Origin of the sequence: Ectobacillus polymachus (assembly GCF_048159605.1) — a bacterium.
GTDB lineage: Bacteria > Bacillota > Bacilli > Bacillales > Bacillaceae_G > Ectobacillus > Ectobacillus polymachus.
In genome coordinates this window covers 438,976-459,758 of record NZ_JBLREB010000001.1, presented here as the reverse complement: position 1 = coordinate 459,758, position 20,783 = coordinate 438,976, and the positions used below count along the sequence as shown (strand labels likewise).

The following is a 20,783-nucleotide window of genomic DNA, read 5'->3' as shown; positions in this document are numbered from 1 at the left end:
TGTGTTTCTCCTTTCTTATACTCCGCGCTTATTTCCCCACACGAGCGCATGCAGCTGCGGAAGTACCTTTACATCATTCATATCTGATTCCATAACTTGTGTAACAAGCCATTCATAACGCTTTAATAATGAAAAAACAAGCGCTTCACGATTTTCCGTATGGACATCTTCATTTCCAACCTGTAAGAAAAATGGAACATCTGGGTACTGTTCATGTATCTTTCTAGCATACAAAAAGTCGTTTTTATCGAATACAACAACTTTTAAACTCATGTTCCGATGCTTCAATCGTTCTACTATCATATCTAGACTAGAAAAATCCGTCTCCATTTGCGAGCTTGGCGGTTTTGGCGAAATCGTAATATCGTCAATTTCCAGTAACCAATCCTGCCACTTGCTTCCCTGTGTTTCAATAGCAATGCGAATTTGATGCTGCTTCAGGATCGTAATAAGCTCTCCAATCGCAGGAATTAGTACGGGATTGCCTCCTGATAGAGTAACATGTGAAAAACGATTGCCACCAAGACGGATTAGTTCTGTCCAAATCTCCTCCGCACTCATTTGTTGAATGTGATTCTTGCCCGACCCGTCCCATGTAAAAGCGGAGTCGCACCAACTGCAATGATAATCACAGCCAGCAGTGCGAACAAACATCGTCTTTTGACCGACGACCATTCCTTCTCCTTGTATCGTCGGACCGAAAATCTCGAGAACTGGAATGTTAGTCAATTTCCATCCACTCCCGTCTCATTTCCGCGTAGCTGGTCGGCGTTTCATACAATTTGACAAACTCTACGCGTCCTCCCTTATAGAGCTGGTCACGAAGCTGAAGAGCCGCTTCCATCTTTTCGTAAATCCAAACAACCATATTTTCTGCTGTTGTATTCATCGGCGGCAACGTTTCATTTACATAGCGATGATCCAAATATAATTCGATTTCATTTTTCCATATTTCTTTAATATCTCCAAAATCAACAGCAATCCCTATATCGTTCAGATATGCGCTAATCCCGAAAACAACTTTGTACGTATGACCATGTAAATTTTTACATTTCCCTTCATAAGCATGTAAATGATGCGCTGCATCAAACGTAAATTCTTTGCAAACCATCACACGCTTTGTATGATATCGTAACTGCGTACGCTTTATGTCTTTGTCTAGTTTTTGCAAATTCTCCACAATGCGAAATCCAAAAAAGCCTTGCTCCATTACGCCTTCGCCCCTTTACGTTCGATCAAGTACGTATCAAGTCCAGCTTTTCGAAGCTTGCATGCCGGACATTCTCCGCATCCATCTCCCATCATGCCGTTGTAACAAGTTAACGTCTTTTCACGAACAAAGTCGAAAGCCCCTAACTCATCTGCCATCTTCCACGTTCCGGCTTTGTTTAACCACATAAGCGGTGTATGGATGACAAATTCGTAATCCATAGCTAAATTTAGTGTTACATTCAACGATTTCACAAAAACATCTCTACAATCCGGATACCCACTAAAATCTGTTTCACACACACCGGTAATAATATGACGCGCGCCTACCTGTTTGGCGAGCACTGCAGCAAAGGATAAGAATAATAAATTCCGTCCCTCAACAAACGTAGATGGAAGTTCACCATCCTCCTGTGTAATCGCAATGTCATTTCGTGTTAACGCATTCGGTGTAAGCTGACTTAAGAGACCCATGTCAAGAATCGTATGTTTCACACCAAGCTCCTTAGCAATACTGGCTGCACATTCAATTTCCAAACGATGACGTTGATTATAATTGAACGTAACCGCTTCTACTTCTTTAAACTGCTGGAGAGCCCAAAATAAGCAAGTGGTGCTATCTTGTCCTCCGCTAAATACTACAACTGCTTTTTCTTTCTTCATTCGTACTCATTCTCCTTTTCTTTGTCAGAAAGTTAGAAGACGAGCATTCTTGAACTTCATCAAAAAACAAAACAACTCCTTAGGATGTTGTTTTTCTTAGTTTTTTATAGAGGGAGTTCGCGAACCTCTCCCATGCATATGCATGGGCTTTCTTCCATTTCATTCATTTTCTATGTAGCGGATATCATCCCTACATACCCATGTATTGTAATAGAAAGAACAGGAATGCGCAACAAAACGAAATAATGTGAATGATATAGCTAAAATATTATACTATTTATATTTTTTTCTAGTAATAGTATTATATACCTAGAAATACTTTTCTTATTGAAATGAGGTTATGTCACCATTGAAGATATTTATCGTTTACCAATTCATGAACATGCTCATCATTTTAGTATCCACCTTAACGTATCATTTGTTTTGGGTACAAAAAGGAAAGCACTATCCGAAGCTTAATGCTGCAGTATTTATTATTCTAAGTGTACTTTCTGTCTTTCTTTGTATAACATTCGCTGCCGGGCCATATCATGGATTTCGTTTCGATATGAGACCAATTGTTCTCATTATTAGTACATGGATTGGCGGGCCAATTGTAGGAGCGATCGTTTGGGTCGCAATGAATATTTATCGATTATTTCTCGGCGGTACAGGTGCGTATGCTTCTTTACTTTCTTCAACCATTTTATATTTAGTTCTGGTGTACAAGCGCAAAAACTACCTACAGGCTTCCCAGGCTTCCTTTTATAAAAAAATGGTGCTGGCGATTTGTATTTCAATGGTATTTTCAATCGGTTGGATCCCTTTCTTTATTGCTATTATTCCGAGCCCGCGTGAATATACTAGTTTTATTATTATTTACCAACTATGTGAAACATTCGGAACGATATTAACTCTCTATTTAATAGATATTTTACATTCACAAGTAAAGCTCCAAGAAGAACTTATAAATGTTGAAAAGTTTCATCTTATTGGTGAAATGGCCGCCTCCATTTCACATGAGATACGTAATCCCCTAACTTCTACACGTGGGTTTTTGCAGCTTCTTCAAACAGAGAAATGCTCACGTGATGAACAAAAGGTTTACTTAGATATTGCAATTAATGGGATTGATCAGGCCAATATTGTCCTAACGGATTACCTAACGTTTGCGAAACCAAGCATCGATAAAATGCAAATATTAGACCTACATCAAGAATTATCGAACGTACTTAGTCTTATTACACCGATGGCTAATTTTGCAAATGTCATTATTCAATATACACCTCCTCATCTTCCTTCTTTCATTCTTGGGGAGAAACAAAAGTTACATCAATGTTTGCTTAATATTCTTAAGAATTCCATTGAAGCAATGCCTGCTGGTGGAACCTTAACGATTTCAACAGGAATAAATGAACAAATTATTGAGCTTATTATAGAAGATACTGGTATAGGGATGACAGATGATCAAGTAAAACGACTCGGCTCTCCTTTCTACTCAACGAAAGAAAAAGGAACAGGCCTGGGAATGATGGTCGTATTTAGTGTTATGAAAGCAATGAATGGTACCATTCACATTGAGAGTAAACCCGATTACGGTACAACCTTTACATTATCCTTTCCAAGAATCCTTAATACCAAAAAGGGATTGTCTCAAAAATAAAAACAATGTATTTCACAAAGAGCCTTAAAAGGAAATGGTTTTCTCCCTTTTAAGGCTCCCTTTACTTCTATCGTATTATGACTTTACATCCGTATCTTCATTCTCAGCTAGCTCTGCAAATGATTTCACTTTTCCATGCGGCTGCTGATTTTCTTTACGTGCTTTCCATTGTCGTTTTTCTTCTCTTTTTTTATCACTCATATCAATCAACTCCTTTACATCATCTCTGTTTTAGAATGGCATATACGAATAAAAATATTCTTCATAAGCATTTCTAAAAAACACAAGAAAGCATAGCTGCTAGCAACTGTGCTTTCTTTATCCTGCATTAACGATGTAATGCTCGCTTCGCCTCTTGAATTTCATACAAATATTGTCTTTCGTATCGTTCATAGAACTGCAGCCATTGACCAAGTCCAAGTTCCCCTAACATAGGATGCGAACTCGACTTCCTCCACAATTCCCGTTCATCCTCAATCTCTCCTAACACTTTCAGGAGCCTAGCACGAGATGCTTTCAACAGCTCTATCATCTGATCACGTTTCATAATGGTTTCTGTCGGCATGAATTGATCAGGAATATGGATATGATCAAGTGTTACAGGTATCATCTTTCGGGGTACATCTTGCGGTTCACAGTTTTGCAGTGAATACGTAATATTAGAGGTAACAGATTGTTCGACTAAATGAAGATGATGTAGAATTTGAATCATACTCCACATTTCCCTCTTTGGCTTTGCGTTAAGCTGTGTATCTGGAAGCTTCTCAATTTCACGCAAAATGGCTGCTCTTGTAGTTTTCAACTCATTTAAAATATGTGATAAACTCTCTGTTTTCATACCCTATTCCTCTCCTTTCCATCCTTCATATAACAATAAAAATCCTGTATATCCTTAAATGAAAAGAGCTAGTATTTAGTAGAGAAAATAAGTTAGAAAAAGGGCGTTTCTCAGAAAGAAACACCCTTACCGGTCAAATAATAAAAAGGGAAACTAGTTCTTTCCTCCCTTTCATTATCTCATGAAAGAATATGGAAAAACGCAAAAATAATTGATATTTTTTTACATATTTGTGTCATCAACGGAATCAAGATATGCTTGAATATCACCGATAATCGATTCCACACATCCATCTGCAAACGGTGATTGCAAATGAGCAGCTTCTACAAGACGTAAAAACGACCGACTTCCTCCAAGGCGACATAGATTGACATAGTCCGTCCATGCCACTTCTCGTTCCGCGCGTGAGCGTTTCCAGAATTGGAAGGCGCAAATTTGTGCAAGTGTATAATCAATATAATAGAATGGTGAATTGTAAATATGTCCTTGTCGTTGCCAAAAACCGCCTTTTTCTAAGAATTCATTCTCTTCATAATCACGATGCGGCAAATATTTCTTTTCAATAGCTCGCCATGCTTGTTTCCGTTCTAAAGGCGACGCATCTGGGTGTTCATATACGAAATGTTGGAATTCATCGACACTCACTCCGTATGGCAAAAACAAGAGTGCAGAGCTTAAATGAGAAAAATAATACTTTTCCGTATCTTCCTTGAAGAATAAAGGCATCCATGGCCACGTGAAAAATTCCATACTCATAGAATGAATCTCACATGCTTCATAGGTTGGCCAATTGTACTCTGGTATGGAAACATTGCGGCTTTCATAAACCTGGAATGCATGGCCTGCCTCGTGCGTTAACACATCAATATCACCAGATGTACCATTAAAGTTAGAAAAAATAAATGGGGCTTTGTAGTTTTCGATAAACGTACAATATCCACCTCCTGCTTTTCCCTTCTTCGCTACAAGATCAAGCAGATGATTATTCGTCATGAAAGAGAAAAAGACATCGGTTTCCTTTGAAAGCTGACGATACATCTCTTTTCCTTGCTCCAAAATCCACTGTGAATCTCCCTTTGGCAGAGGGTTTCCAGATTTAAACTCAAATCCTTCATCATAATACTTGAGCTTATCTACACCAATACGCACCTGCTGACGGCTGCGAAGCTTAGTGGCAAGCGGAACAATATGTTCTAACACTTGCTTACGGTAGGCCGCTACCATTTCTGCGTTATAATCCGTGCGATACATTCTTGCATAGCCAAGCTCAACAAAATTGTTAAATCCAAGTTTTTTAGCAATTTTCGTACGAACTGTAACTAGCTCGTCATAGATACGATCAAGCTCGTCTTCATGATCAGCTAAGAAACCATAATACGCTTCGCTTGCCTTCTTACGTAATTCACGGCTTGGCTGCTGCATAAACGGCGCAAGCTGAGATAAATTTCGCTCTTCTCCTTCAAATAGAATTTTCGCAGATGACATTAGCTTCGTATAGGAAGAGGATAGCTTGTTTTCAATCTGTAAATCCTCTACTACCTCATCAGAATACGTTTTCAGTTCGCTCTCTGCTAAAGCAAATAGCTGCGGTCCGTACTTCACTTCAAGTTCATCTCGATATGGAGAAGAAGTCAAAGCTGCATAATACTTGCTTACATGCCCCTGTAAAACCGGTGACGTTTCATCAAAGAAATCTTGTTCGCTTTTATAAAACTCATCATTCGTATCAATCGTATGACGGATATAGCACAAATTTGCCATCGTACTATAATCATTGCGAATAGAATTTACCCGCATCATTGCATCTTCCTGCTCGCTTGCAGATGAAGCCGTCATAAATTGCTGAATGGCTTTAGCCATTTCCGTTGAAATTTCATCCATATTCGGTCTTATGTATTCATATTGTTCAAAACTCATCGTATCACCTCTATTTTTTCGCCATCTCGCACAGAAGCCTGTACCAATATAGCGTTATATGTAAAGTATATTCCATTTCAAATTCAAATTCCCTATTTCTTATAAAAAAATGAAAAAACCGCGGAGTATCCGAATACCCACGCGGTGCCTTCCTAAATTGTATATTAATAAGGTAGATCAATTACCATAAAACGAGAGCCCTCTTTGGTAGTAAAAATTAGTTCTTCCTCATTTTCGATACGCGCAGAATCTCTTCTATTTAACCATTGATCTCCTACCTTTACTTCTCCTTCAATAACGAAAAGAAATGTTTTACGATCACTCTTTTGTGAAAATGTAATGCTATGCTCTGCATCTAGATCACTTAAATAAATGGTTAAATCTTGATTAATGAATGCCACATCTTCTAAATTCGATGCATGATATGACACCACTGGTAATAAAGCATTCTTCATCTTTTCGATAGAAAAAGAACTCTTTTCATAGGATGGATTCGTACCAAGTTCCTTCGGTAAAAACCACATTTGCAAAAAATTCACTTCTACGTCAGCAGGATTCATTTCTGAATGAAAAATACCTGTACCTGCTGACATACGTTGAATTTCGCCGAACGTCGTAGTAGCGGTATTTCCGTTGCTATCTTCGTGCTTTAAAAATCCTTCTAATACGATAGAAACAATTTCCATTTCTTGGTGAGGATGCATACCAAAACCTCGGTGCGGTTCAACGCGATCATCGTTTAGCACTCTCATCGGACCAAATTGTAAATTAGCAGGGTCAAAATATTCAGCAAATGAAAAGCTAAATCTACTGTGTAGCCAACCATGCTCTGCAGAATAACGAGATTCAGCTGGAAATACTTGTATCATAATGTCTCTTCCTCTCTTTTGTCAGTTGGATACTTACCAACTTTTTTTAATAGCAATAACAATTGATCTTTCTCTTCATTACTCAGCACCATAAGCGACTCATGCAACTGCAATTCATGACTTGGAAAAATCTCATCCATCAGCCCTTTTCCGTTATCAGTCAGCTCAGCAAAAATAACGCGGCGGTCTTGCTGACATGGAATTCGCTTAACGAGCTTCTTTTTCTCTAATTTATCAACGACATACGTAATGCTGCCGCTTGTGATAAGAATTTTTTCTCCTATTTGTTGCAGGGCTAGACTTCCTTTATGATAAAGGATCTCGAGCACTGCAAATTCCGTTGGATTTAGGCCATATGATTGTATAGATGTATTTGAAACATCCATTACCTTGTGATGCACACGAGATAATGCAATAAAAATCTTTAATGACTTGTCAATTTCATTTCTTTTCGGATTTTGGTTCATTTATAACCATCCTCTACAAAATCTTGAATTTAAGATAACAAAATAAAATTATCTTGAATTTAAGATATCATAATAAAATAGAAACGTCAATTAAATAGGAGACGCTTTTTTGTATTTACTTTTTATAATGAAACATTTGAAATTGGAATAGAAAAAAAATTGGGCTAAATTGCTCATAATTGATAATGGTGTTGGGATGCCTGTACATGTTCAGGAACGGGTATTTGAACCCTTTTTCACAAACAAAGAAAATGGTACTGGTCTCGTTATTTGTAAACGTATTATGGAACTGTACGGTGGAAGCATTGGCATTTCTTGCAAGGAAGGCATGGGAACCACCGTAGAATTATTCCTTCCTATCACTTCTTTAGAAAAATAGATTTGTGAAACAATTCCTTTATATAACACCAAAATGTCTTACAAGTCTTAGAGCTTTGCTGCTCTTCTTTTAAACGTTGATAAGCAACTATAAGTACATCTAACTCTTGGCTTACTGTAATCGTTTCACAACTATTAAATCCGGTTTTCAGGCCAAGCTCAATCATTATACTTTGTTTTTCTGTGATTTGAAGCAATAGCTTGTCCATCCTACGCTTTCTACTTACCGCAAACATCATTCTCCCCCTCATAAATTTGCAATCTATGGGTATCGTATTTAGATTATTGGATTTGCCAATCTGGAATTCCTATAATTTACATTTATTTTCTCTCACTCTGAAAATTATTACAAATTATTCTAGCTTTGTAAATACTATCGCAAAAAAAGACATAATTTTTATTCAATTTTTTTATTTTTTATAAGTACTACCATAATGCTTCATATTTCAACATAAATTTTGGTTTACAAATGACGGGATTGTGGAAACTAAGTACGTACTTTAACCGAAGAGAGGATTACGATAATGAAAAAATATGTACTAGGTTTTCTTTGCTTTCTATTGATTTTTCCTGCTATGGCTCATGCGGAAGGAGAACGGAAAATTGCCATTGTTATTGATGATTTTGGCAACAATATGAAAGGAACTGAGAAAATGCTTTCCCTGCCCATTCCACTCTCCATTGCCGTGATGCCGTTCTTACCTTCTACAAAACAAGATGCGGAAATGGCACATAAAAAAGGGTATGAGGTACTGGTTCATCTCCCAATGGAGCCGATTCGTGGAAAAAAAAGCTGGCTTGGACCAAATGCAATAACAACGGATCTAAGCGATGAAGAAATTAAAAAAAGAGTAGAAATGGCGATAGCTGATGTCCCTCATGCCATTGGAATGAACAATCATATGGGCTCAAAGGCTACTGCAGATGAGAGGGTAATGCGTATAGTATTATCTGTATGCAAAACACATGGCTTCTTTTATCTAGATAGCAAAACAAATTCCAAAAGCAAGGTACTTCCTATCGCAAAAGAACTAGGGGTTCCGGTTATTGAAAACAATATGTTTTTTGATGATCAATATACCCATACCCATATTGCAAAACAAGCTGCTCTTCTATTGAAAAGAGTAAAAACAGCCAATACGACAGTTATAATTGGTCATGTTGGTCCTCCCGGTGAAATTACATCAAGTGTGATCCGGACAAACATTCCAAATTTAAAACAAGAAGCAACGTTTGTTTTTGTATCCAAACTCGCAGAAAAACAAAAGTAAGATAAAATATCGACCCGTAATTGAACATAGTGAATTCGATTACGGGCAACTTTATCTTTAAACGCCGTGAATAAAGCGCTTACATATTTGTACTTATCGTAAAACACTCACTTAGGTCACTTACGTGTAAGTCACCCTCAGAGTGCAAAAGGATTAAATAACAGAACTTCGGGCTCCTTTAATCATGAGCAACTTAACATGATAATTCATTAAATATTCAATGCCTTCTAACCATCTTCTCGTTTCTTCAGGTGTACTAGCCCACACAATCAAACCATACTCTTCTATTAATAATGCTCCTCTACGACCTGAGAAAAGAGTCGTATCCTTGGATAGTAACTCTTCAAACTCTTGTTTTGTTTCAACAATTGGAATTTTGATACTTTCTACTCCATCCTTTGCAAAAACACGTGCAACATTCTTCGGATCAAAAACAACCGCTTTTTGCTCCCCATAAATTTCAGTAACAAGATGACAATCCACCGTCTGCACTTGCAAAATGCAACCAGCGTTCGTATTTTGATATATGATAGAATGTAATAATGCTTCAGATGCTGGTTTAACATCCATTTCAAAAACAGGTTCGCACGCAGCATTAATAACGATAAAGTCGTCTTCAGCACACAATCCTTTATCTTTTCCCTCTACATTAATGAAAAATGTAAGCGGATCATCTGATGCTTTCATAGACAAACTAATTTTCGTGCCATAAAACCAATCACGCAAGGCAAGCTCCATTTTCACATCACGTAGTTCCTGCCATTTTCGTAAAAAAAATAGCATCCTGTACACCTCCGCATTATTCTATGAAATTCGGGTTCATCTATTTAAACTCAACTCGTTTTAAATTTTTGGATAATTCTTAAAATTTAATTGAATTATCACATGCAGAAATTTGTTTGTCAATCGTTTTTCACTCTATCCATATATCAATTCCCTACATTTACCTTTTATTTTAATGGAAATTTTGTGTAAAAAAAAGCCCTTTTAGAAGGGATTTTAAGATTCATAAGCATAAACTTGCTCTTTTTGATTATAATTGCCTATACTAGAAAAGAACTATAAGCACTATGAAATTGAGGGTAGATAAAATGAATGTTGTGATTAGCACCTTGAACGCAAAATATATTCATACAAACTTAGCGATTCGATACATAAAGGCGTATGCAGCACCAGAATATGATATTACTCTTGCAGAATATACAATCAAAGATCCGGCTATGAACATTATAACGGATCTATTTCGCAAGCAGCCAGACGTGATTGGATTCAGCTGTTACATTTGGAATATTGAAGAAACCATTTCTGTAATAAAAATGCTTAAAAAAATTAATCCAAAACTTATCATATTTGTTGGTGGACCTGAAGTCTCTTACGATGTGAAAGAATGGCTTGAACGTGTCCCTGAAATTGATTTCATCATTGTAGGGGAAGGAGAAGCAAGTGTAAAATCTCTCCTATCTGAAATAGATGGGAATCAGGATTACGAACAATTGGATGGGCTAGCCTACATGAAAACAGACGGTACATTTGTCGTTAAACCGCAACGAGAAAAGCTTAATTTATCGCAGCTGCCATCCCCTTACCGTTTTAAGGAGGACCTGCCTCACCTAGGTAAACGTATTACATATATTGAAACGAGCCGTGGATGTCCGTTCAACTGTCAATTCTGTCTGTCATCGATTGAAGTAGGTGTACGCTATTTTGATCGTGAACGAATTAAAGATGATATTCGATACCTTATGCAAAACGGTGCACGTGTATTTAAATTTGTCGACCGTACCTTCAATATAAGCCGTAGCTATGCAATGGATATGTTCCAATTTCTTATCGACGAGCATCGTCCTGGAACCGTCTTTCAGTTTGAAATTACAGCCGATATTATGCGGCCGGAAGTTATAGAATTTCTAAACAAAGAAGCGCCTCCTGGCTTATTCCGCTTTGAAATAGGAGTTCAATCTACCAATGAACAAACAAATGAGCTTGTAAAGCGAAAACAAAATTTCGAAAAACTAACGAGAACGGTCATGCTGGTGAAAAAAGGAAAAAAAATTGATCAGCACCTGGATTTAATTGCGGGTCTACCAGAGGAAGACTACACTTCCTTTACTAAAACCTTTAATGATGTATTTGCTATGCGTCCTGAGGAGCTGCAGCTTGGTTTTTTAAAAATGCTCCGTGGTACGGGTCTTCGCCTACGAGCGAATGACCATAATTATACGTACATGGATCAAGCACCATACGAAATCCTTGGCAATAACGTTCTTCCGTTTGAGGATATTATTCGGATTAAACAAGTTGAGGATGTGCTTGAAAAATATTGGAATGATCATCGAATGGACTACACAATGGAATATATCGTTTCAGCAGTCTATTCTTCCTCATTTGACTTTTTTCAAGAATTCGGAAGCTATTGGGATGAAAGAGGATGGTCTCGAATCGGCCACCAACTCGAAGATTTATTTACAAGACTATATGCATTTTTAGAAATGAAACAAGTTTCAGACCTAGCTATCGTAAAAGGCTTTATGAAGATAGATTATTTACGAAGTCATAAGTACAAGCCTCGAAAACCTTGGTGGGATGAGCGTATTCCAAAGCAGCATGTAGCTTCGTTATATGAGGAAATGGAAGCTCAGCCTCATCTGTTAGGAGAAACGTTTGCGACACTTTCCTTAAAGGAAAAAGACCTATATAAACATACCATTTTGGAATTCATTCCTTTCGATTTCCATACATTTTTACTAACAAAAACTATTGTTCCAGAGCCATCAATCGTACTTGCATATTACAATCCAAAATCTTTACAATGCGAGCTATTTAGTTCGCCACTAGAAACGTTTAATGCCATATTGAATTAGAATAAAAGGAAGCATACCACTGCTTCCTTTTATGAATTTTGTCTACCCTTCTTCGAATTTCGATTCGCATACTTTGCAACCTCTTCGTTACGATAACTGGCAGGAAACTCGCCTTTCGGTAAACTTTCCTTCGGCGTTGAATTATTTACTAAAGCTGCTTGCCCCGCTACTTTTCGCTTCAAGATAATCACCTCTTTTTTCATTTCCCTGTTAGTATGAAACAAGCTGTAACAAATACAAGTGGCAATTATTAACGTAGAATATTATGAAAAATAAGGGACAAAGCGGGCAAACTATTCGTAATGCATCTATGAATGCAGATCCTTACGTTTGGAGGAGATTGTTCATATGACGGATAAACCCGAAAAGAACTCCCCTATTTTGGATGAAACATTGCCGCATCAAATGAATTTTCCTTCCTTTAAAAACACAGGAATAAAGATGAAACCGCCATTTGTAAATGAACATGGTGTCGTGATTGGAGATAGTTTCTACAACTCCGAAAACAGTCCGCTTCAAAACTGGAGTACCGATGTGGATCCAGCTATTATGGCTGGTGACCAATGGGTTCATCCGACAAATGACATTGGCTGGACTTCAAGAGAAAACCAAGAAATTCTAGAAGAAAAGAAAAGGAAAAACGAAGGTAAGTACGATACCGCTTCTAAGAAAAGCAAACTTGAAACGGATACTTTTATGCATCCGCAAGCTGGTATCAACGACTAGGAGGAGAGTCCCCTTTTACTTCACCTTTGCGTATTCTAGAGGGTAAAAAAAAAAGGACCGTTATGAACGGTCCTTTTGGAATAGGAAATTAAGAGGAATGTTCCTCAAGCCAATCGCCAATTGTCGGATAGGTTTGCTTAATAGCCGTAGGTCCATACACGATGCTCATATGTCCGGTTGGAATACATACATACGTAGCATCTGTGCTTGAAATATGTTGATGAAGTGCTTCTACTTGACATGGCAAGGCAATGTGGTCACGCTTTCCAGATATATTTAACACATTTGCTTTAATATTTTCTAATTTTACTTCCTGACCTCGAATTAGTAATTCCCCTTTTATCAGCTTGTTTTGTTGATAGAAATCCCGAATCCATTGGCGATATGCTTCACCAGGAAATGGAATGCCCTCTCCTACCCATCGTTGCACAAGCTTCCAGCTTTGTACAAATTGCTCGTTATCAGAACGATCCATAAGTGCAACATATGGGCCAGCAAAATTTGTAATCGGCTTTAGCATTTTGTTACCGAAATCAATCATTTCCGGCGGGATATTTCCATACGTATCTACTGCTTTATCTAAATTAAAATAACGCTCATCCAGTAAGGGACCGTATAGTCCAATGTCGGAAAAATCAAATGGACTTGTTAAAAAGATAATATTTCGAATTGGAACTTGAGGATGAAGCGCTGCATAAATGGACGTCAACGTACCACCCATACAATAGCCAAGCAAAGAAATTTCATTAGCACCTGATACCCGAAGAACTTTTTTAACTGCTTTCCCGATATAATCCATAACAAAATCATCAAATTTGAGGTTACGATCCTCAGGTCCAAACGTTCCCCAATCTAATAGATAGACATCGTGGCCACGTTCTACTAAATATTCAACTAAGCTATTACCAGGAGTTAAATCCAGAATAAATGGCTTGTTAATAAGCGCATAAATAAGCAGGATTGGAACCTTCTTCGTTACCTTATTCTTTGAAACATAGCGATACAATTTACTTTTATTTTTCGTCCAAATGATTTCCTTTGGAGAAAGACCAACTTGTGGTTCTGGCTCTCGCCAAAGTACATTCGAAACACGCTTCATACGGTTATAAACATTTCGATATTCCTCAGGAACATTTTCCCACTGCTTTTCCAATTCTTCTTTTACTGATATCACTTTTATTTCCCCCTTTGTTCAAAAGAGTGCACTTTAAGATGTAAGTACATCCTCACATATATAAACCGCCGTTAATATTAAGCTGCTGCCCAGTAATATAGGCTCCATTTTTGCAAAGAAAGACTACCCCTTGAGCAATTTCATTTGGCATACCAAAACGTTTTTTTGGTATTTTCGCTACAATTTGGTCACGAACCGAATCAGGGATTTCTGCTACCATATCCGTATCAATAAATCCTGGGCAAATAGCATTTACCGTAACATTTGTTTTTGCAAGCTCAAGTGCTAATGATTTCGTAAATCCAATTATTCCGGCCTTTGCTGCTGCATAGTTAGTCTGACCGAAACCGCCAGCTTGTCCAATGATGGATGAAATATTAATAATTCTTCCATTTTCTGACTGTGCTATGTAAGGAAGTACAGCACTCGTTGTATTAAAAACACTGCTAAGGTTCACATCAATAACACGATCCCAGTCTTCACGATTCAATTTTTTGAAAGTACGGTCTCTTGTAATACCGGCATTATTAACAAGTATGTCAAGTTGTCCAAACGTTTCCCATGTAGAGGAAATAAGACGATTTGCATCCTCCACCTTTGAAACATCAGCTTGCATTGCAATCGCTTCTTTCCCTTCAGTCACTAGGGATTTTACAAGCTCTTCCGCTTCTTCTTTACTGCTATTATAATTAATAACAACCTTTGCACCTTCATTTGCAAGCGCTCTTGTAATGGCTTCTCCTATTCCTCTTGCTCCACCTGTTATAATCGCTACTTTGCCTTCTAATGTCATAAATCTTCTCCCCTTTCTTTATCTTGTATTGCTATCGTTACCGCTTATTAATTGTTTTGTTCCGACAAGCTTTCATTCTTTTGGTTCTTTTGGTTATTTTGGTTCTTTTGGTTATTTTGGTTCTTTTGGTTATTTTGGTTCTTTTGGTTCTCTAGAAGTTCCATTATTTTATCAAGTTTGGTTTCTAGTGAACGCATATCACTTTTTAACTTTGTCAAATCCCGCTTTGCAGAGGATTGTTCAAAAACTTGAATTTTTTCTTCTAGAAGATCTTCCATGTTATCGACTTTATTTTCTAAATTCACTACAAGTGCAGCTACTCTAGCAATATCATCTTGTGTTGGAAGATTAACCTTCTCTAAGTATCCTTTTGTCATATCATTCGTTACCTTTTGATAAAACAAATTTACATCTAATACACTGCCCATCCATGCGGAATATTCCTCTGTTTTGATCGTTTCATTCAGCGTCTTTCCCCAAAGCTTTTCAGTTTGGTCATACGCTTGCTTCCACGTCTTCAGCGGATCGAAGTTTTGATCAGCCATCGTACCACACTCCTCCTTTTTGGTAATACATTGTTTTCTTTATTTTCCAATATTTTATATGTACTAGCAAGAATTATTTTTATTTTTTTACAAATAAAAACATTTTTGTTGACTTTTTAAACACCTAAGTGTAAATTACACATATAGATACACACATGTTTTTTACGAGGTGATAGTATGCCAAAAGACCAAAGTCAGCCAAAACAACCTGAAGAGCGCTCTACCATACATCTGAATGCAATGCCGAAAAATTTCCTTGTTCCATTCTTACTTCTTTGTTTAAAAGGATGGAGCTTACACGGCTACAAGCTGATCCAGATGTTGATGGACATGGGGTTTTCATCCATTGATCAAGGCAATGTGTATCGAACGTTGCGCAAATTAGAAAAGGAAAATCTCATCTCCTCTACTTGGGATACTAGTGAAGATGGCCCTGCTAAGCGTATTTATTCCTTAACAGAGTATGGGGAAAAATATTTGGAAACGTCCGCTACCTCTTTTTCGCAATATCAGCAAATGTTAGGAACGTTCTTCCAATTATACACAAATGCTTTTTTCCCATTACCTAAAGCGAAAGACTCAGAACCATCTGAAGGTGATTCTGCAGAATAATCTGCATTCACACATAAACTTTTAGGAGGATGAAACACTATGGAAATGAAACCGAATGAAATGGTAGAAGCATTTTGGAATAACTGGACTCAATCCCTATCTTTACTTTCTACAGCTGGAAAACAAGTAGAGCAACTTACGGTAGACAGCTTCAAACAACAACAAGATGCAATTGAAAAGATAAGAGAAAGCATGGATAATGTAGAAAAAGAATGGAAACAAGTCACGTTACAGATGCAAACTCAGTATAGTGATTATGTAAGCGGAATTGCTGGAACATCTTATGCAGAACAAGTTCAACAATGGCAAGAAAAATGGAATGAACTATCTGACCAAGTACAAAGCATGACACTAGCTCCTACTAAAACTTCTCTATCCTTACTTTCACAAGCAAGCAGTCAACTTGAAGAATTTTATACCCAGTGGATTTCGCAGCAACAACAACAACGTGATGCTGCACAGGAGCAAATTGAGTCCTTTTTTAAAGACTTGCAAGCAATGCAACTAGATACTATGAAAAAGTTCGAAGAAAATACAAGCAAGCTAATGCCAACTGTTTAAGTAGAAAAATAAGTTTTACCAGTATACCTCGTCCGATTCGCTCCTTATATCTTTTCTACAAACAGAAAAAGGAGGAAGACATGAATCTTCGCGAGCAGTCTAAACGCGTTCCTGAAGTTCGGTATAATGACATTGCCATAGGTGATCAAGCTATAGTTACAAAAACGATTACCGAAGAAGTGATTGATGCATTTGCAACCCTCACTGGTGATGTAAATCCAATGCATGTGGATGAAACGTATGCAGCTACAACCATGTTTCAAAAAAGAATCGCTCATGGTATGCTCATAGCCAGTTTTATCTCAACAGTATTAGGAACAAAATTACCGGGAAAAAATACGATCTATCTCTCCCAACATGTCGCTTTTAAAGCACCTGTTGCGATTGGAGATACAATTCGAGTAGTTGCAGAAGTGATAAAGAAAAGGGATGACAAAAAAATAATTACGCTGCAAACAAACATCTACAATCAGCAAAATCAAATGGTTGTAGAAGGTACAGCAGCAATTATGAAGATGGAGTAGTTACGACTGCTCTTTTTTTTTACCTAAGAATTGTTATCTTGCCCTATTCCTTCCGAGTATGATACACAAAAAAATACAAAAACTACTCTTAACCAGCAGATTGCTGGAGGAATGAAAGGAGAAAACAAAGATGGCAAATTCAAATAAATTACTCGTACCTGGAGCACAGAATGTTCTAGAACAATTTAAATATGAAATAGCAAGTGAATTCGGGGTTACATTAGGCTCTGATACAACCGCACGTTCGAACGGTTCTGTTGGAGGAGAAATAACAAAACGGTTGGTGTCATTAGCACAAAACCAATTAAAGCGCTAATTAAATACGGATAAAATGGCTATGCGGACAGGACTACTGTCCGCTTTAACTAATAAGAAGGGCGTTTTATAACGTTTATAGATGAGTCAATTTCACCTATTTCTTTTGCAAGCTTTCAAAAAAGGGGCGTCTAAAAACAAAAATAATACGAAGCATGCGAAATAGGCTGTCAAAGAAATCACTGATTTTACTGGATTCTTCTTGACAGCCTATTTCGTGAGCTGACTCAAAAGGGAATGGTTTTCTCCCTTTTGAGTCAGCTCCCATCTCATTTCTTATTTACATTGCTGCGGTTCAACTGGATTGGTACGATTTTTACAAAGTGGTGGCAGCTGTATACTTGGCGCGCTTTGCTCTAAATCCTTCATAGACGGCATATAATAGATTTTTACCTGTAAAATGCAATTGTAGGGTTTCGTCTTCATATTAGGTTCGACAATTTCATCTCTGCCTTGAAACGAAATTCCTTGTACATACGTAATACGTTGCAGCCCTTCCAATTCCTTAATAAACGATTGCAGCTGTTCATACACATTATATTGGACCTCAATATTTAAAGTAATGGGAACAGGAGTACTTGTCGTTTTCTGCGTTGTATTATTTGTATTATTTGTATTACTTTGTGTATTACTTTGAGCAGCTTGATTCCCTCCGCTGTTCCCATTCGCACTGCTCGTATTCGCATTGCTTGTATTCGTATTGTTTCCGGTCGTTTGCGGGGTGTCCTGTAATGTTATATTTCGAAGGACGACGCCAGAAATCCCTTCTGCCTTGATAATTTCTAACATATATTCATCCATTAAAGGCTTAACCGGGAGCTGTTTTTGCACAATATCACTCGTTCCGGTGTTCCCTTTATCAGTTTGTACAGGCTGCTGTGTTTTTGCAAGAAGCAATTGTTCACTTTTTAACTCCTGCTCGGTTTCTGAGAGCTTTAAATCAGCAGGCTTTATCCAAGCAAAGTACACCAAGACATACAAACCAATCATTAAAAGTAGACTGAAAAAGAAAATTGAGAGCTGATTTCTAGAAAAATGAAGATTCATTGGCTCCCCTCCTTATCCAGTTCCTTCACCTTGTCTTGTATAATCGTTACCTCATACTGAGCAATATAACGATTACTTGTTATCTGTTGATTTGGTATATCCTGTGCCTTTACAGAAACAAGTTTTGCTTCTTGTATCCATGGCTCCTTTGTTAAACGGCTTAAATAGTACGCTGCATCTTGATCATTATCAAAGCGTATTTCAGCACTAATGATATTTGGCTCTTTATATGTAAAGGATTGAAATAATCCTCGTTCCGGTAGAAAACTCGTCATTTTTGTTAGAACGGGTAGAAGTTTTACCTGACCGCCCGCTAATTTCTTGGCCTCTTTTTCTAGATCTGCAGCAGATGAAGTGGTTGTTCCTGCTGTTTTTTGCTGCGTTTCAACCTTGACCTTAGCAACCGCCAGCTGTTTACTTACATCTGTTGTTTGCGTGGATATATGCTGCATCTTTACATACATTGTCGCTCCTATTCCAAGGAACAGAATCACTGCAATAAGGATTAGAATACGAGATGGATTGGTGCCTTGTTCCCGCTTTGGAAGCAAGTTTATATTTGCAACCACAGGCTACACCCCTTTCCCAATTAATCCAAGGGCAGGATAGTATTTTAAGCGAAAGGCTTCATCATTGGCAACTGCAGCCGAAGATGCAGACAATAGCTCTGCAGGAAATGATAAGCGATTTCGCATCAACCCATACACTTCCTCAAGAAGCGGATGGTCGCCTGCAAGAAGGAGCTTTTGCATATTACCAGCTCCGCCCATAAACGAATATTTATAAAAATGGAGGATACGATCGATTTCTTCCATAAGCTCATCAATTTCAGTCATCACCAATTGTTTGTCACGAACGGTCATACCGGTGGGTGAAAACTCAATTGCATCTTCATAGGCAAATTTTTGATTTTGCATAAATACAGGAGTTGTTTCATGAAAAATCGTAATATTAGCATCGGATACATCAAGCTTTAGAAGCATCAATTCATCGACGCTTATCTTCTTGTCCTCTTCATAGACCCGCATAAGGGATAGCGATGAAAGATCAGCAGATAGCGGATTCAGCTTTGCTTTCTCAAACATAGACGCATACGATTGAACAACGATATCAGGTGATGCAAATAGCAATATCTCTTGTTTATCCTCCTTCTGCCCGAGAGGAATAAAATCAAATGTTGGACTTTCAAATGGAAGATGGATACTGTGCCCAAGCTCTAAATGAATATAACCGCGGATCTCTTCCTCGGTAATATCAGCAGGAATTTGCTGCTTACGAATGACCACAAATGTATCTGGAACGATAAAATGAATCGATTTCTTTTTCAATCCCCATTTGCTAACACAACTCCGTAACAGCAGTTCAAAGGAATTGGTATCTACAATAACTCCATTTTTTACAATACCCGGTGGAATATACGCCTCGCCATATGAAGAAACGTGTGCAGAAGAAGAACTTCTACCTTCCACATAGCGAATTACATAATCCTTACATTCTATTCCGATTGTTTTTTTTCGAGTTGGAAATAAAAATGTCATAGTTGTCCTCACCACTTAGTAGAAAAGTGAAATATAATATTGAATCATCCTATTGCCGAAAAAGTACGCAACGAGCGTACCCATCATAATATAGGGACCAAACGGCATCGGCTTATTCCGTTTCAAGCGGCCTGTCATCAGACCGAGTAAGCCAAATACCGTTCCAAAAAATGCAGATAAAAGAAAAGCTAAGATAACGAGCTTGCCTCCTAATACAAATCCTAGTACGGCAAAAAGCTTCACATCTCCTCCACCCATTCCACCCTTGCTGATGACAGCAATAAGAAATAAGAGAATAAAGGCGATACATGCACCACTTATGCTATTCCACCAAGGATGTAAAGGAATGAAAAATCGCTCAATTGCAAAAATCCCAAAAAAGAAAAGCAAGATGGAATTGGGAATTAACATATACGTCAAATCTGACACAACAATAATGATAAGCAGGGAAACGAGGGTCCAGCCAACCAAAACCTCCGCTTGAAAATGTAGCAAATAAAACGTACTAACGAACAATAAACCCGTTAACAATTCAAACCAAACATAAATATATGAAATCGGGGTTTTGCAATGCTTGCACTTTCCCTGCTGCCATAGATATGAAAATATAGGCACTAGCTCAGCCGCCCCAAGAGTTTGCTCACATGTTGGACAAGCAGAACGTGGTCTTATAATCGATTTTCCTGCTGGAATACGAAGTCCAACTACGTTATAGAAGGAGCCAAGTACAATACCAACAAGAAATATGTATGCATAGAGAAACCACATCGTTACCAAACTCCTTATCTATCATTCTCTTCTGCTATCTCTACTCAATCTATGTATCTAATACT

27 protein-coding genes and 1 riboswitch are annotated in these 20,783 nt (G+C 37.7%); of the genes, 9 read left to right on the top strand and 18 right to left on the bottom strand.

The genetic code is table 11. The features are described from left to right. Window positions 1-15 precede the first annotated feature (15 nt). The 3 genes from queE to queC are packed head-to-tail and all read right to left on the bottom strand — an operon-like array spanning window position 16 to window position 1,872. Entirely contained in the window at window positions 16-729 is a 714-nt protein-coding gene (gene queE / locus ACM5BR_RS02255; protein ID WP_416825562.1) for a 7-carboxy-7-deazaguanine synthase QueE, read from the bottom strand. After that, window positions 722-1,210 (bottom strand): 6-carboxytetrahydropterin synthase QueD, encoded by a 489-nt coding sequence (gene queD, locus ACM5BR_RS02250; RefSeq protein WP_416825561.1) that lies wholly within the window; start codon window positions 1,208-1,210, stop codon window positions 722-724. Before queD ends, queE begins: the two co-directional genes overlap by 8 nt. Continuing rightward, window positions 1,210-1,872: a 7-cyano-7-deazaguanine synthase QueC gene (queC, locus tag ACM5BR_RS02245; RefSeq protein ID WP_416825560.1), complete on the bottom strand. Its 663-nt coding sequence runs from the start codon at window positions 1,870-1,872 to the stop codon at window positions 1,210-1,212. The genes queD and queC overlap by 1 nt, the downstream gene beginning before the upstream one ends. A 90-nt stretch (window positions 1,873-1,962) precedes the next feature. Then, a riboswitch (PreQ1 riboswitch) is annotated at window positions 1,963-2,006 on the bottom strand. 248 nt (window positions 2,007-2,254) lie between these two features. Between queC and ACM5BR_RS02240 the strand changes: the two genes are divergently transcribed. Next, window positions 2,255-3,514 carry an ATP-binding protein gene (locus tag ACM5BR_RS02240; RefSeq protein ID WP_416827814.1) on the top strand — a complete coding sequence of 420 codons (1,260 nt, stop codon included), beginning with the start codon at window positions 2,255-2,257 and terminating at the stop codon, window positions 3,512-3,514. 75 nt (window positions 3,515-3,589) lie between these two features. Here the strand turns inward: ACM5BR_RS02240 and ACM5BR_RS02235 are convergent, their stop codons facing one another. The 5 genes from ACM5BR_RS02235 to ACM5BR_RS02215 form a co-directional block, all read right to left on the bottom strand. Further along, window positions 3,590-3,715 (bottom strand): DUF6254 family protein, encoded by a 126-nt coding sequence (locus tag ACM5BR_RS02235; RefSeq protein ID WP_416825559.1) that lies wholly within the window; start codon window positions 3,713-3,715, stop codon window positions 3,590-3,592. 127 nt (window positions 3,716-3,842) lie between these two features. Then, window positions 3,843-4,352: a DinB family protein gene (locus ACM5BR_RS02230; protein WP_416825558.1), complete on the bottom strand. Its 510-nt coding sequence runs from the start codon at window positions 4,350-4,352 to the stop codon at window positions 3,843-3,845. 222 nt (window positions 4,353-4,574) lie between these two features. Next, window positions 4,575-6,269: a M3 family oligoendopeptidase gene (locus ACM5BR_RS02225; protein WP_416825557.1), complete on the bottom strand. Its 1,695-nt coding sequence runs from the start codon at window positions 6,267-6,269 to the stop codon at window positions 4,575-4,577. Between the two features lie 164 nt (window positions 6,270-6,433). After that, the gene (locus ACM5BR_RS02220) at window positions 6,434-7,138 is read right to left on the bottom strand and encodes a pirin family protein (protein ID WP_416825556.1); all 705 of its coding nucleotides are present in this window, start codon (window positions 7,136-7,138) and stop codon (window positions 6,434-6,436) included. Further along, complete coding sequence (locus tag ACM5BR_RS02215) at window positions 7,135-7,605, bottom strand: MarR family winged helix-turn-helix transcriptional regulator (protein ID WP_416825555.1); 471 nt, start codon at window positions 7,603-7,605, stop codon at window positions 7,135-7,137. The genes ACM5BR_RS02220 and ACM5BR_RS02215 overlap by 4 nt, the downstream gene beginning before the upstream one ends. A 196-nt stretch (window positions 7,606-7,801) precedes the next feature. Here ACM5BR_RS02215 and ACM5BR_RS02210 point away from each other — a divergent pair, with 196 nt between their 5' ends. After that, window positions 7,802-7,984 (top strand): ATP-binding protein, encoded by a 183-nt coding sequence (locus ACM5BR_RS02210; RefSeq protein ID WP_416825554.1) that lies wholly within the window; start codon window positions 7,802-7,804, stop codon window positions 7,982-7,984. Here ACM5BR_RS02210 and ACM5BR_RS02205 read toward each other — a convergent pair. Beyond that, complete coding sequence (locus ACM5BR_RS02205) at window positions 7,965-8,219, bottom strand: Spo0E family sporulation regulatory protein-aspartic acid phosphatase (protein WP_416825553.1); 255 nt, start codon at window positions 8,217-8,219, stop codon at window positions 7,965-7,967. The genes ACM5BR_RS02210 and ACM5BR_RS02205 overlap by 20 nt on opposite strands. Window positions 8,220-8,507: 288 nt before the next feature. Between ACM5BR_RS02205 and ACM5BR_RS02200 the strand changes: the two genes are divergently transcribed. Next, window positions 8,508-9,254: a divergent polysaccharide deacetylase family protein gene (locus ACM5BR_RS02200; RefSeq protein ID WP_416825552.1), complete on the top strand. Its 747-nt coding sequence runs from the start codon at window positions 8,508-8,510 to the stop codon at window positions 9,252-9,254. A 153-nt stretch (window positions 9,255-9,407) separates the two neighbouring features. Here the strand turns inward: ACM5BR_RS02200 and ACM5BR_RS02195 are convergent, their stop codons facing one another. Beyond that, window positions 9,408-10,037 carry a class II aldolase/adducin family protein gene (locus ACM5BR_RS02195; RefSeq protein ID WP_416825551.1) on the bottom strand — a complete coding sequence of 210 codons (630 nt, stop codon included), beginning with the start codon at window positions 10,035-10,037 and terminating at the stop codon, window positions 9,408-9,410. Window positions 10,038-10,345: 308 nt separating this feature from the next. On the opposite strand from ACM5BR_RS02195, the gene ACM5BR_RS02190 reads away from it, so the two are divergent. After that, the gene (locus ACM5BR_RS02190) at window positions 10,346-12,115 is read left to right on the top strand and encodes a B12-binding domain-containing radical SAM protein (protein ID WP_416825550.1); all 1,770 of its coding nucleotides are present in this window, start codon (window positions 10,346-10,348) and stop codon (window positions 12,113-12,115) included. A gap of 29 nt (window positions 12,116-12,144) precedes the next feature. Here ACM5BR_RS02190 and ACM5BR_RS02185 read toward each other — a convergent pair whose 3' ends face one another. Further along, window positions 12,145-12,297: a hypothetical protein gene (locus tag ACM5BR_RS02185; RefSeq protein WP_416827893.1), complete on the bottom strand. Its 153-nt coding sequence runs from the start codon at window positions 12,295-12,297 to the stop codon at window positions 12,145-12,147. 166 nt (window positions 12,298-12,463) lie between these two features. Between ACM5BR_RS02185 and ACM5BR_RS02180 the strand changes: the two genes are divergently transcribed. Continuing rightward, a complete protein-coding gene (locus ACM5BR_RS02180; protein ID WP_416825549.1) occupies window positions 12,464-12,841 on the top strand; it encodes a DUF3905 domain-containing protein in 378 nt (125 codons plus the stop codon). An 88-nt stretch (window positions 12,842-12,929) separates the two neighbouring features. Here ACM5BR_RS02180 and phaC read toward each other — a convergent pair whose 3' ends face one another. Genes phaC through phaR form a run of 3 tightly spaced genes read right to left on the bottom strand, consistent with a single transcriptional unit; the run spans window position 12,930 to window position 15,353 of the window. Further along, the gene (phaC, locus tag ACM5BR_RS02175) at window positions 12,930-14,015 is read right to left on the bottom strand and encodes a class III poly(R)-hydroxyalkanoic acid synthase subunit PhaC (RefSeq protein WP_416825548.1); all 1,086 of its coding nucleotides are present in this window, start codon (window positions 14,013-14,015) and stop codon (window positions 12,930-12,932) included. Between the two features lie 52 nt (window positions 14,016-14,067). Next, window positions 14,068-14,808 carry an acetoacetyl-CoA reductase gene (phbB, locus tag ACM5BR_RS02170; protein ID WP_416825547.1) on the bottom strand — a complete coding sequence of 247 codons (741 nt, stop codon included), beginning with the start codon at window positions 14,806-14,808 and terminating at the stop codon, window positions 14,068-14,070. Window positions 14,809-14,855: 47 nt separating this feature from the next. Continuing rightward, window positions 14,856-15,353: a polyhydroxyalkanoic acid synthase subunit PhaR gene (gene phaR / locus ACM5BR_RS02165; RefSeq protein WP_416825546.1), complete on the bottom strand. Its 498-nt coding sequence runs from the start codon at window positions 15,351-15,353 to the stop codon at window positions 14,856-14,858. 177 nt (window positions 15,354-15,530) lie between these two features. On the opposite strand from phaR, the gene phaQ reads away from it, so the two are divergent. From phaQ to ACM5BR_RS02145, 4 genes are all read left to right on the top strand, one after another. Then, window positions 15,531-15,965, top strand: coding sequence for a poly-beta-hydroxybutyrate-responsive repressor (gene phaQ, locus ACM5BR_RS02160; protein ID WP_416825545.1), 435 nt, complete (start codon window positions 15,531-15,533; stop codon window positions 15,963-15,965). Window positions 15,966-16,004: 39 nt separating this feature from the next. After that, window positions 16,005-16,526, top strand: coding sequence for a polyhydroxyalkanoic acid inclusion protein PhaP (gene phaP / locus ACM5BR_RS02155; protein WP_416825544.1), 522 nt, complete (start codon window positions 16,005-16,007; stop codon window positions 16,524-16,526). Between the two features lie 80 nt (window positions 16,527-16,606). Next, complete coding sequence (locus tag ACM5BR_RS02150; RefSeq protein WP_416825543.1) at window positions 16,607-17,050, top strand: MaoC family dehydratase; 444 nt, start codon at window positions 16,607-16,609, stop codon at window positions 17,048-17,050. Window positions 17,051-17,180: 130 nt separating this feature from the next. Then, complete coding sequence (locus ACM5BR_RS02145; RefSeq protein WP_416825542.1) at window positions 17,181-17,366, top strand: small, acid-soluble spore protein, alpha/beta type; 186 nt, start codon at window positions 17,181-17,183, stop codon at window positions 17,364-17,366. Between the two features lie 275 nt (window positions 17,367-17,641). Here the strand turns inward: ACM5BR_RS02145 and ACM5BR_RS02140 are convergent, their stop codons facing one another. From ACM5BR_RS02140 to ACM5BR_RS02125, 4 genes are read right to left on the bottom strand one after another with little or no spacing between them, the layout of a single operon-like run. Beyond that, window positions 17,642-18,412: a hypothetical protein gene (locus ACM5BR_RS02140; protein ID WP_416825541.1), complete on the bottom strand. Its 771-nt coding sequence runs from the start codon at window positions 18,410-18,412 to the stop codon at window positions 17,642-17,644. Next, window positions 18,409-18,981 (bottom strand): hypothetical protein, encoded by a 573-nt coding sequence (locus ACM5BR_RS02135; protein ID WP_416825540.1) that lies wholly within the window; start codon window positions 18,979-18,981, stop codon window positions 18,409-18,411. The genes ACM5BR_RS02140 and ACM5BR_RS02135 overlap by 4 nt, the downstream gene beginning before the upstream one ends. Before the next feature lie 3 nt (window positions 18,982-18,984). Continuing rightward, entirely contained in the window at window positions 18,985-19,950 is a 966-nt protein-coding gene (pilM, locus tag ACM5BR_RS02130) for a type IV pilus biogenesis protein PilM (RefSeq protein ID WP_416825539.1), read from the bottom strand. A gap of 15 nt (window positions 19,951-19,965) precedes the next feature. Next, window positions 19,966-20,718 carry a prepilin peptidase gene (locus ACM5BR_RS02125; RefSeq protein WP_416825538.1) on the bottom strand — a complete coding sequence of 251 codons (753 nt, stop codon included), beginning with the start codon at window positions 20,716-20,718 and terminating at the stop codon, window positions 19,966-19,968. Window positions 20,719-20,783 lie beyond the last annotated feature (65 nt).

What these genes read in the sequence shown, in the direction of transcription:
- queD (WP_416825561.1), bottom strand. Translation starts at nt 1,210, where the DNA reads ATGGAGCAAGGCTTTTTTGGATTTCGCATTGTGGAGAATTTGCAAAAA.
- queC (WP_416825560.1), bottom strand. Translation starts at nt 1,872, where the DNA reads ATGAAGAAAGAAAAAGCAGTTGTAGTATTTAGCGGAGGACAAGATAGC.
- ACM5BR_RS02240 (WP_416827814.1), top strand. Translation starts at nt 2,255, where the DNA reads ATGCTCATCATTTTAGTATCCACCTTAACGTATCATTTGTTTTGGGTA.
- ACM5BR_RS02235 (WP_416825559.1), bottom strand. Translation starts at nt 3,715, where the DNA reads ATGAGTGATAAAAAAAGAGAAGAAAAACGACAATGGAAAGCACGTAAA.
- ACM5BR_RS02230 (WP_416825558.1), bottom strand. Translation starts at nt 4,352, where the DNA reads ATGAAAACAGAGAGTTTATCACATATTTTAAATGAGTTGAAAACTACA.
- ACM5BR_RS02225 (WP_416825557.1), bottom strand. Translation starts at nt 6,269, where the DNA reads ATGAGTTTTGAACAATATGAATACATAAGACCGAATATGGATGAAATT.
- ACM5BR_RS02220 (WP_416825556.1), bottom strand. Translation starts at nt 7,138, where the DNA reads ATGATACAAGTATTTCCAGCTGAATCTCGTTATTCTGCAGAGCATGGT.
- ACM5BR_RS02215 (WP_416825555.1), bottom strand. Translation starts at nt 7,605, where the DNA reads ATGAACCAAAATCCGAAAAGAAATGAAATTGACAAGTCATTAAAGATT.
- ACM5BR_RS02210 (WP_416825554.1), top strand. Translation starts at nt 7,802, where the DNA reads ATGCCTGTACATGTTCAGGAACGGGTATTTGAACCCTTTTTCACAAAC.
- ACM5BR_RS02205 (WP_416825553.1), bottom strand. Translation starts at nt 8,219, where the DNA reads ATGTTTGCGGTAAGTAGAAAGCGTAGGATGGACAAGCTATTGCTTCAA.
- ACM5BR_RS02200 (WP_416825552.1), top strand. Translation starts at nt 8,508, where the DNA reads ATGAAAAAATATGTACTAGGTTTTCTTTGCTTTCTATTGATTTTTCCT.
- ACM5BR_RS02195 (WP_416825551.1), bottom strand. Translation starts at nt 10,037, where the DNA reads ATGCTATTTTTTTTACGAAAATGGCAGGAACTACGTGATGTGAAAATG.
- ACM5BR_RS02190 (WP_416825550.1), top strand. Translation starts at nt 10,346, where the DNA reads ATGAATGTTGTGATTAGCACCTTGAACGCAAAATATATTCATACAAAC.
- ACM5BR_RS02180 (WP_416825549.1), top strand. Translation starts at nt 12,464, where the DNA reads ATGACGGATAAACCCGAAAAGAACTCCCCTATTTTGGATGAAACATTG.
- phbB (WP_416825547.1), bottom strand. Translation starts at nt 14,808, where the DNA reads ATGACATTAGAAGGCAAAGTAGCGATTATAACAGGTGGAGCAAGAGGA.
- phaR (WP_416825546.1), bottom strand. Translation starts at nt 15,353, where the DNA reads ATGGCTGATCAAAACTTCGATCCGCTGAAGACGTGGAAGCAAGCGTAT.
- phaQ (WP_416825545.1), top strand. Translation starts at nt 15,531, where the DNA reads ATGCCAAAAGACCAAAGTCAGCCAAAACAACCTGAAGAGCGCTCTACC.
- phaP (WP_416825544.1), top strand. Translation starts at nt 16,005, where the DNA reads ATGGAAATGAAACCGAATGAAATGGTAGAAGCATTTTGGAATAACTGG.
- ACM5BR_RS02150 (WP_416825543.1), top strand. Translation starts at nt 16,607, where the DNA reads ATGAATCTTCGCGAGCAGTCTAAACGCGTTCCTGAAGTTCGGTATAAT.
- ACM5BR_RS02145 (WP_416825542.1), top strand. Translation starts at nt 17,181, where the DNA reads ATGGCAAATTCAAATAAATTACTCGTACCTGGAGCACAGAATGTTCTA.
- ACM5BR_RS02140 (WP_416825541.1), bottom strand. Translation starts at nt 18,412, where the DNA reads ATGAATCTTCATTTTTCTAGAAATCAGCTCTCAATTTTCTTTTTCAGT.
- pilM (WP_416825539.1), bottom strand. Translation starts at nt 19,950, where the DNA reads ATGACATTTTTATTTCCAACTCGAAAAAAAACAATCGGAATAGAATGT.
- ACM5BR_RS02125 (WP_416825538.1), bottom strand. Translation starts at nt 20,718, where the DNA reads ATGTGGTTTCTCTATGCATACATATTTCTTGTTGGTATTGTACTTGGC.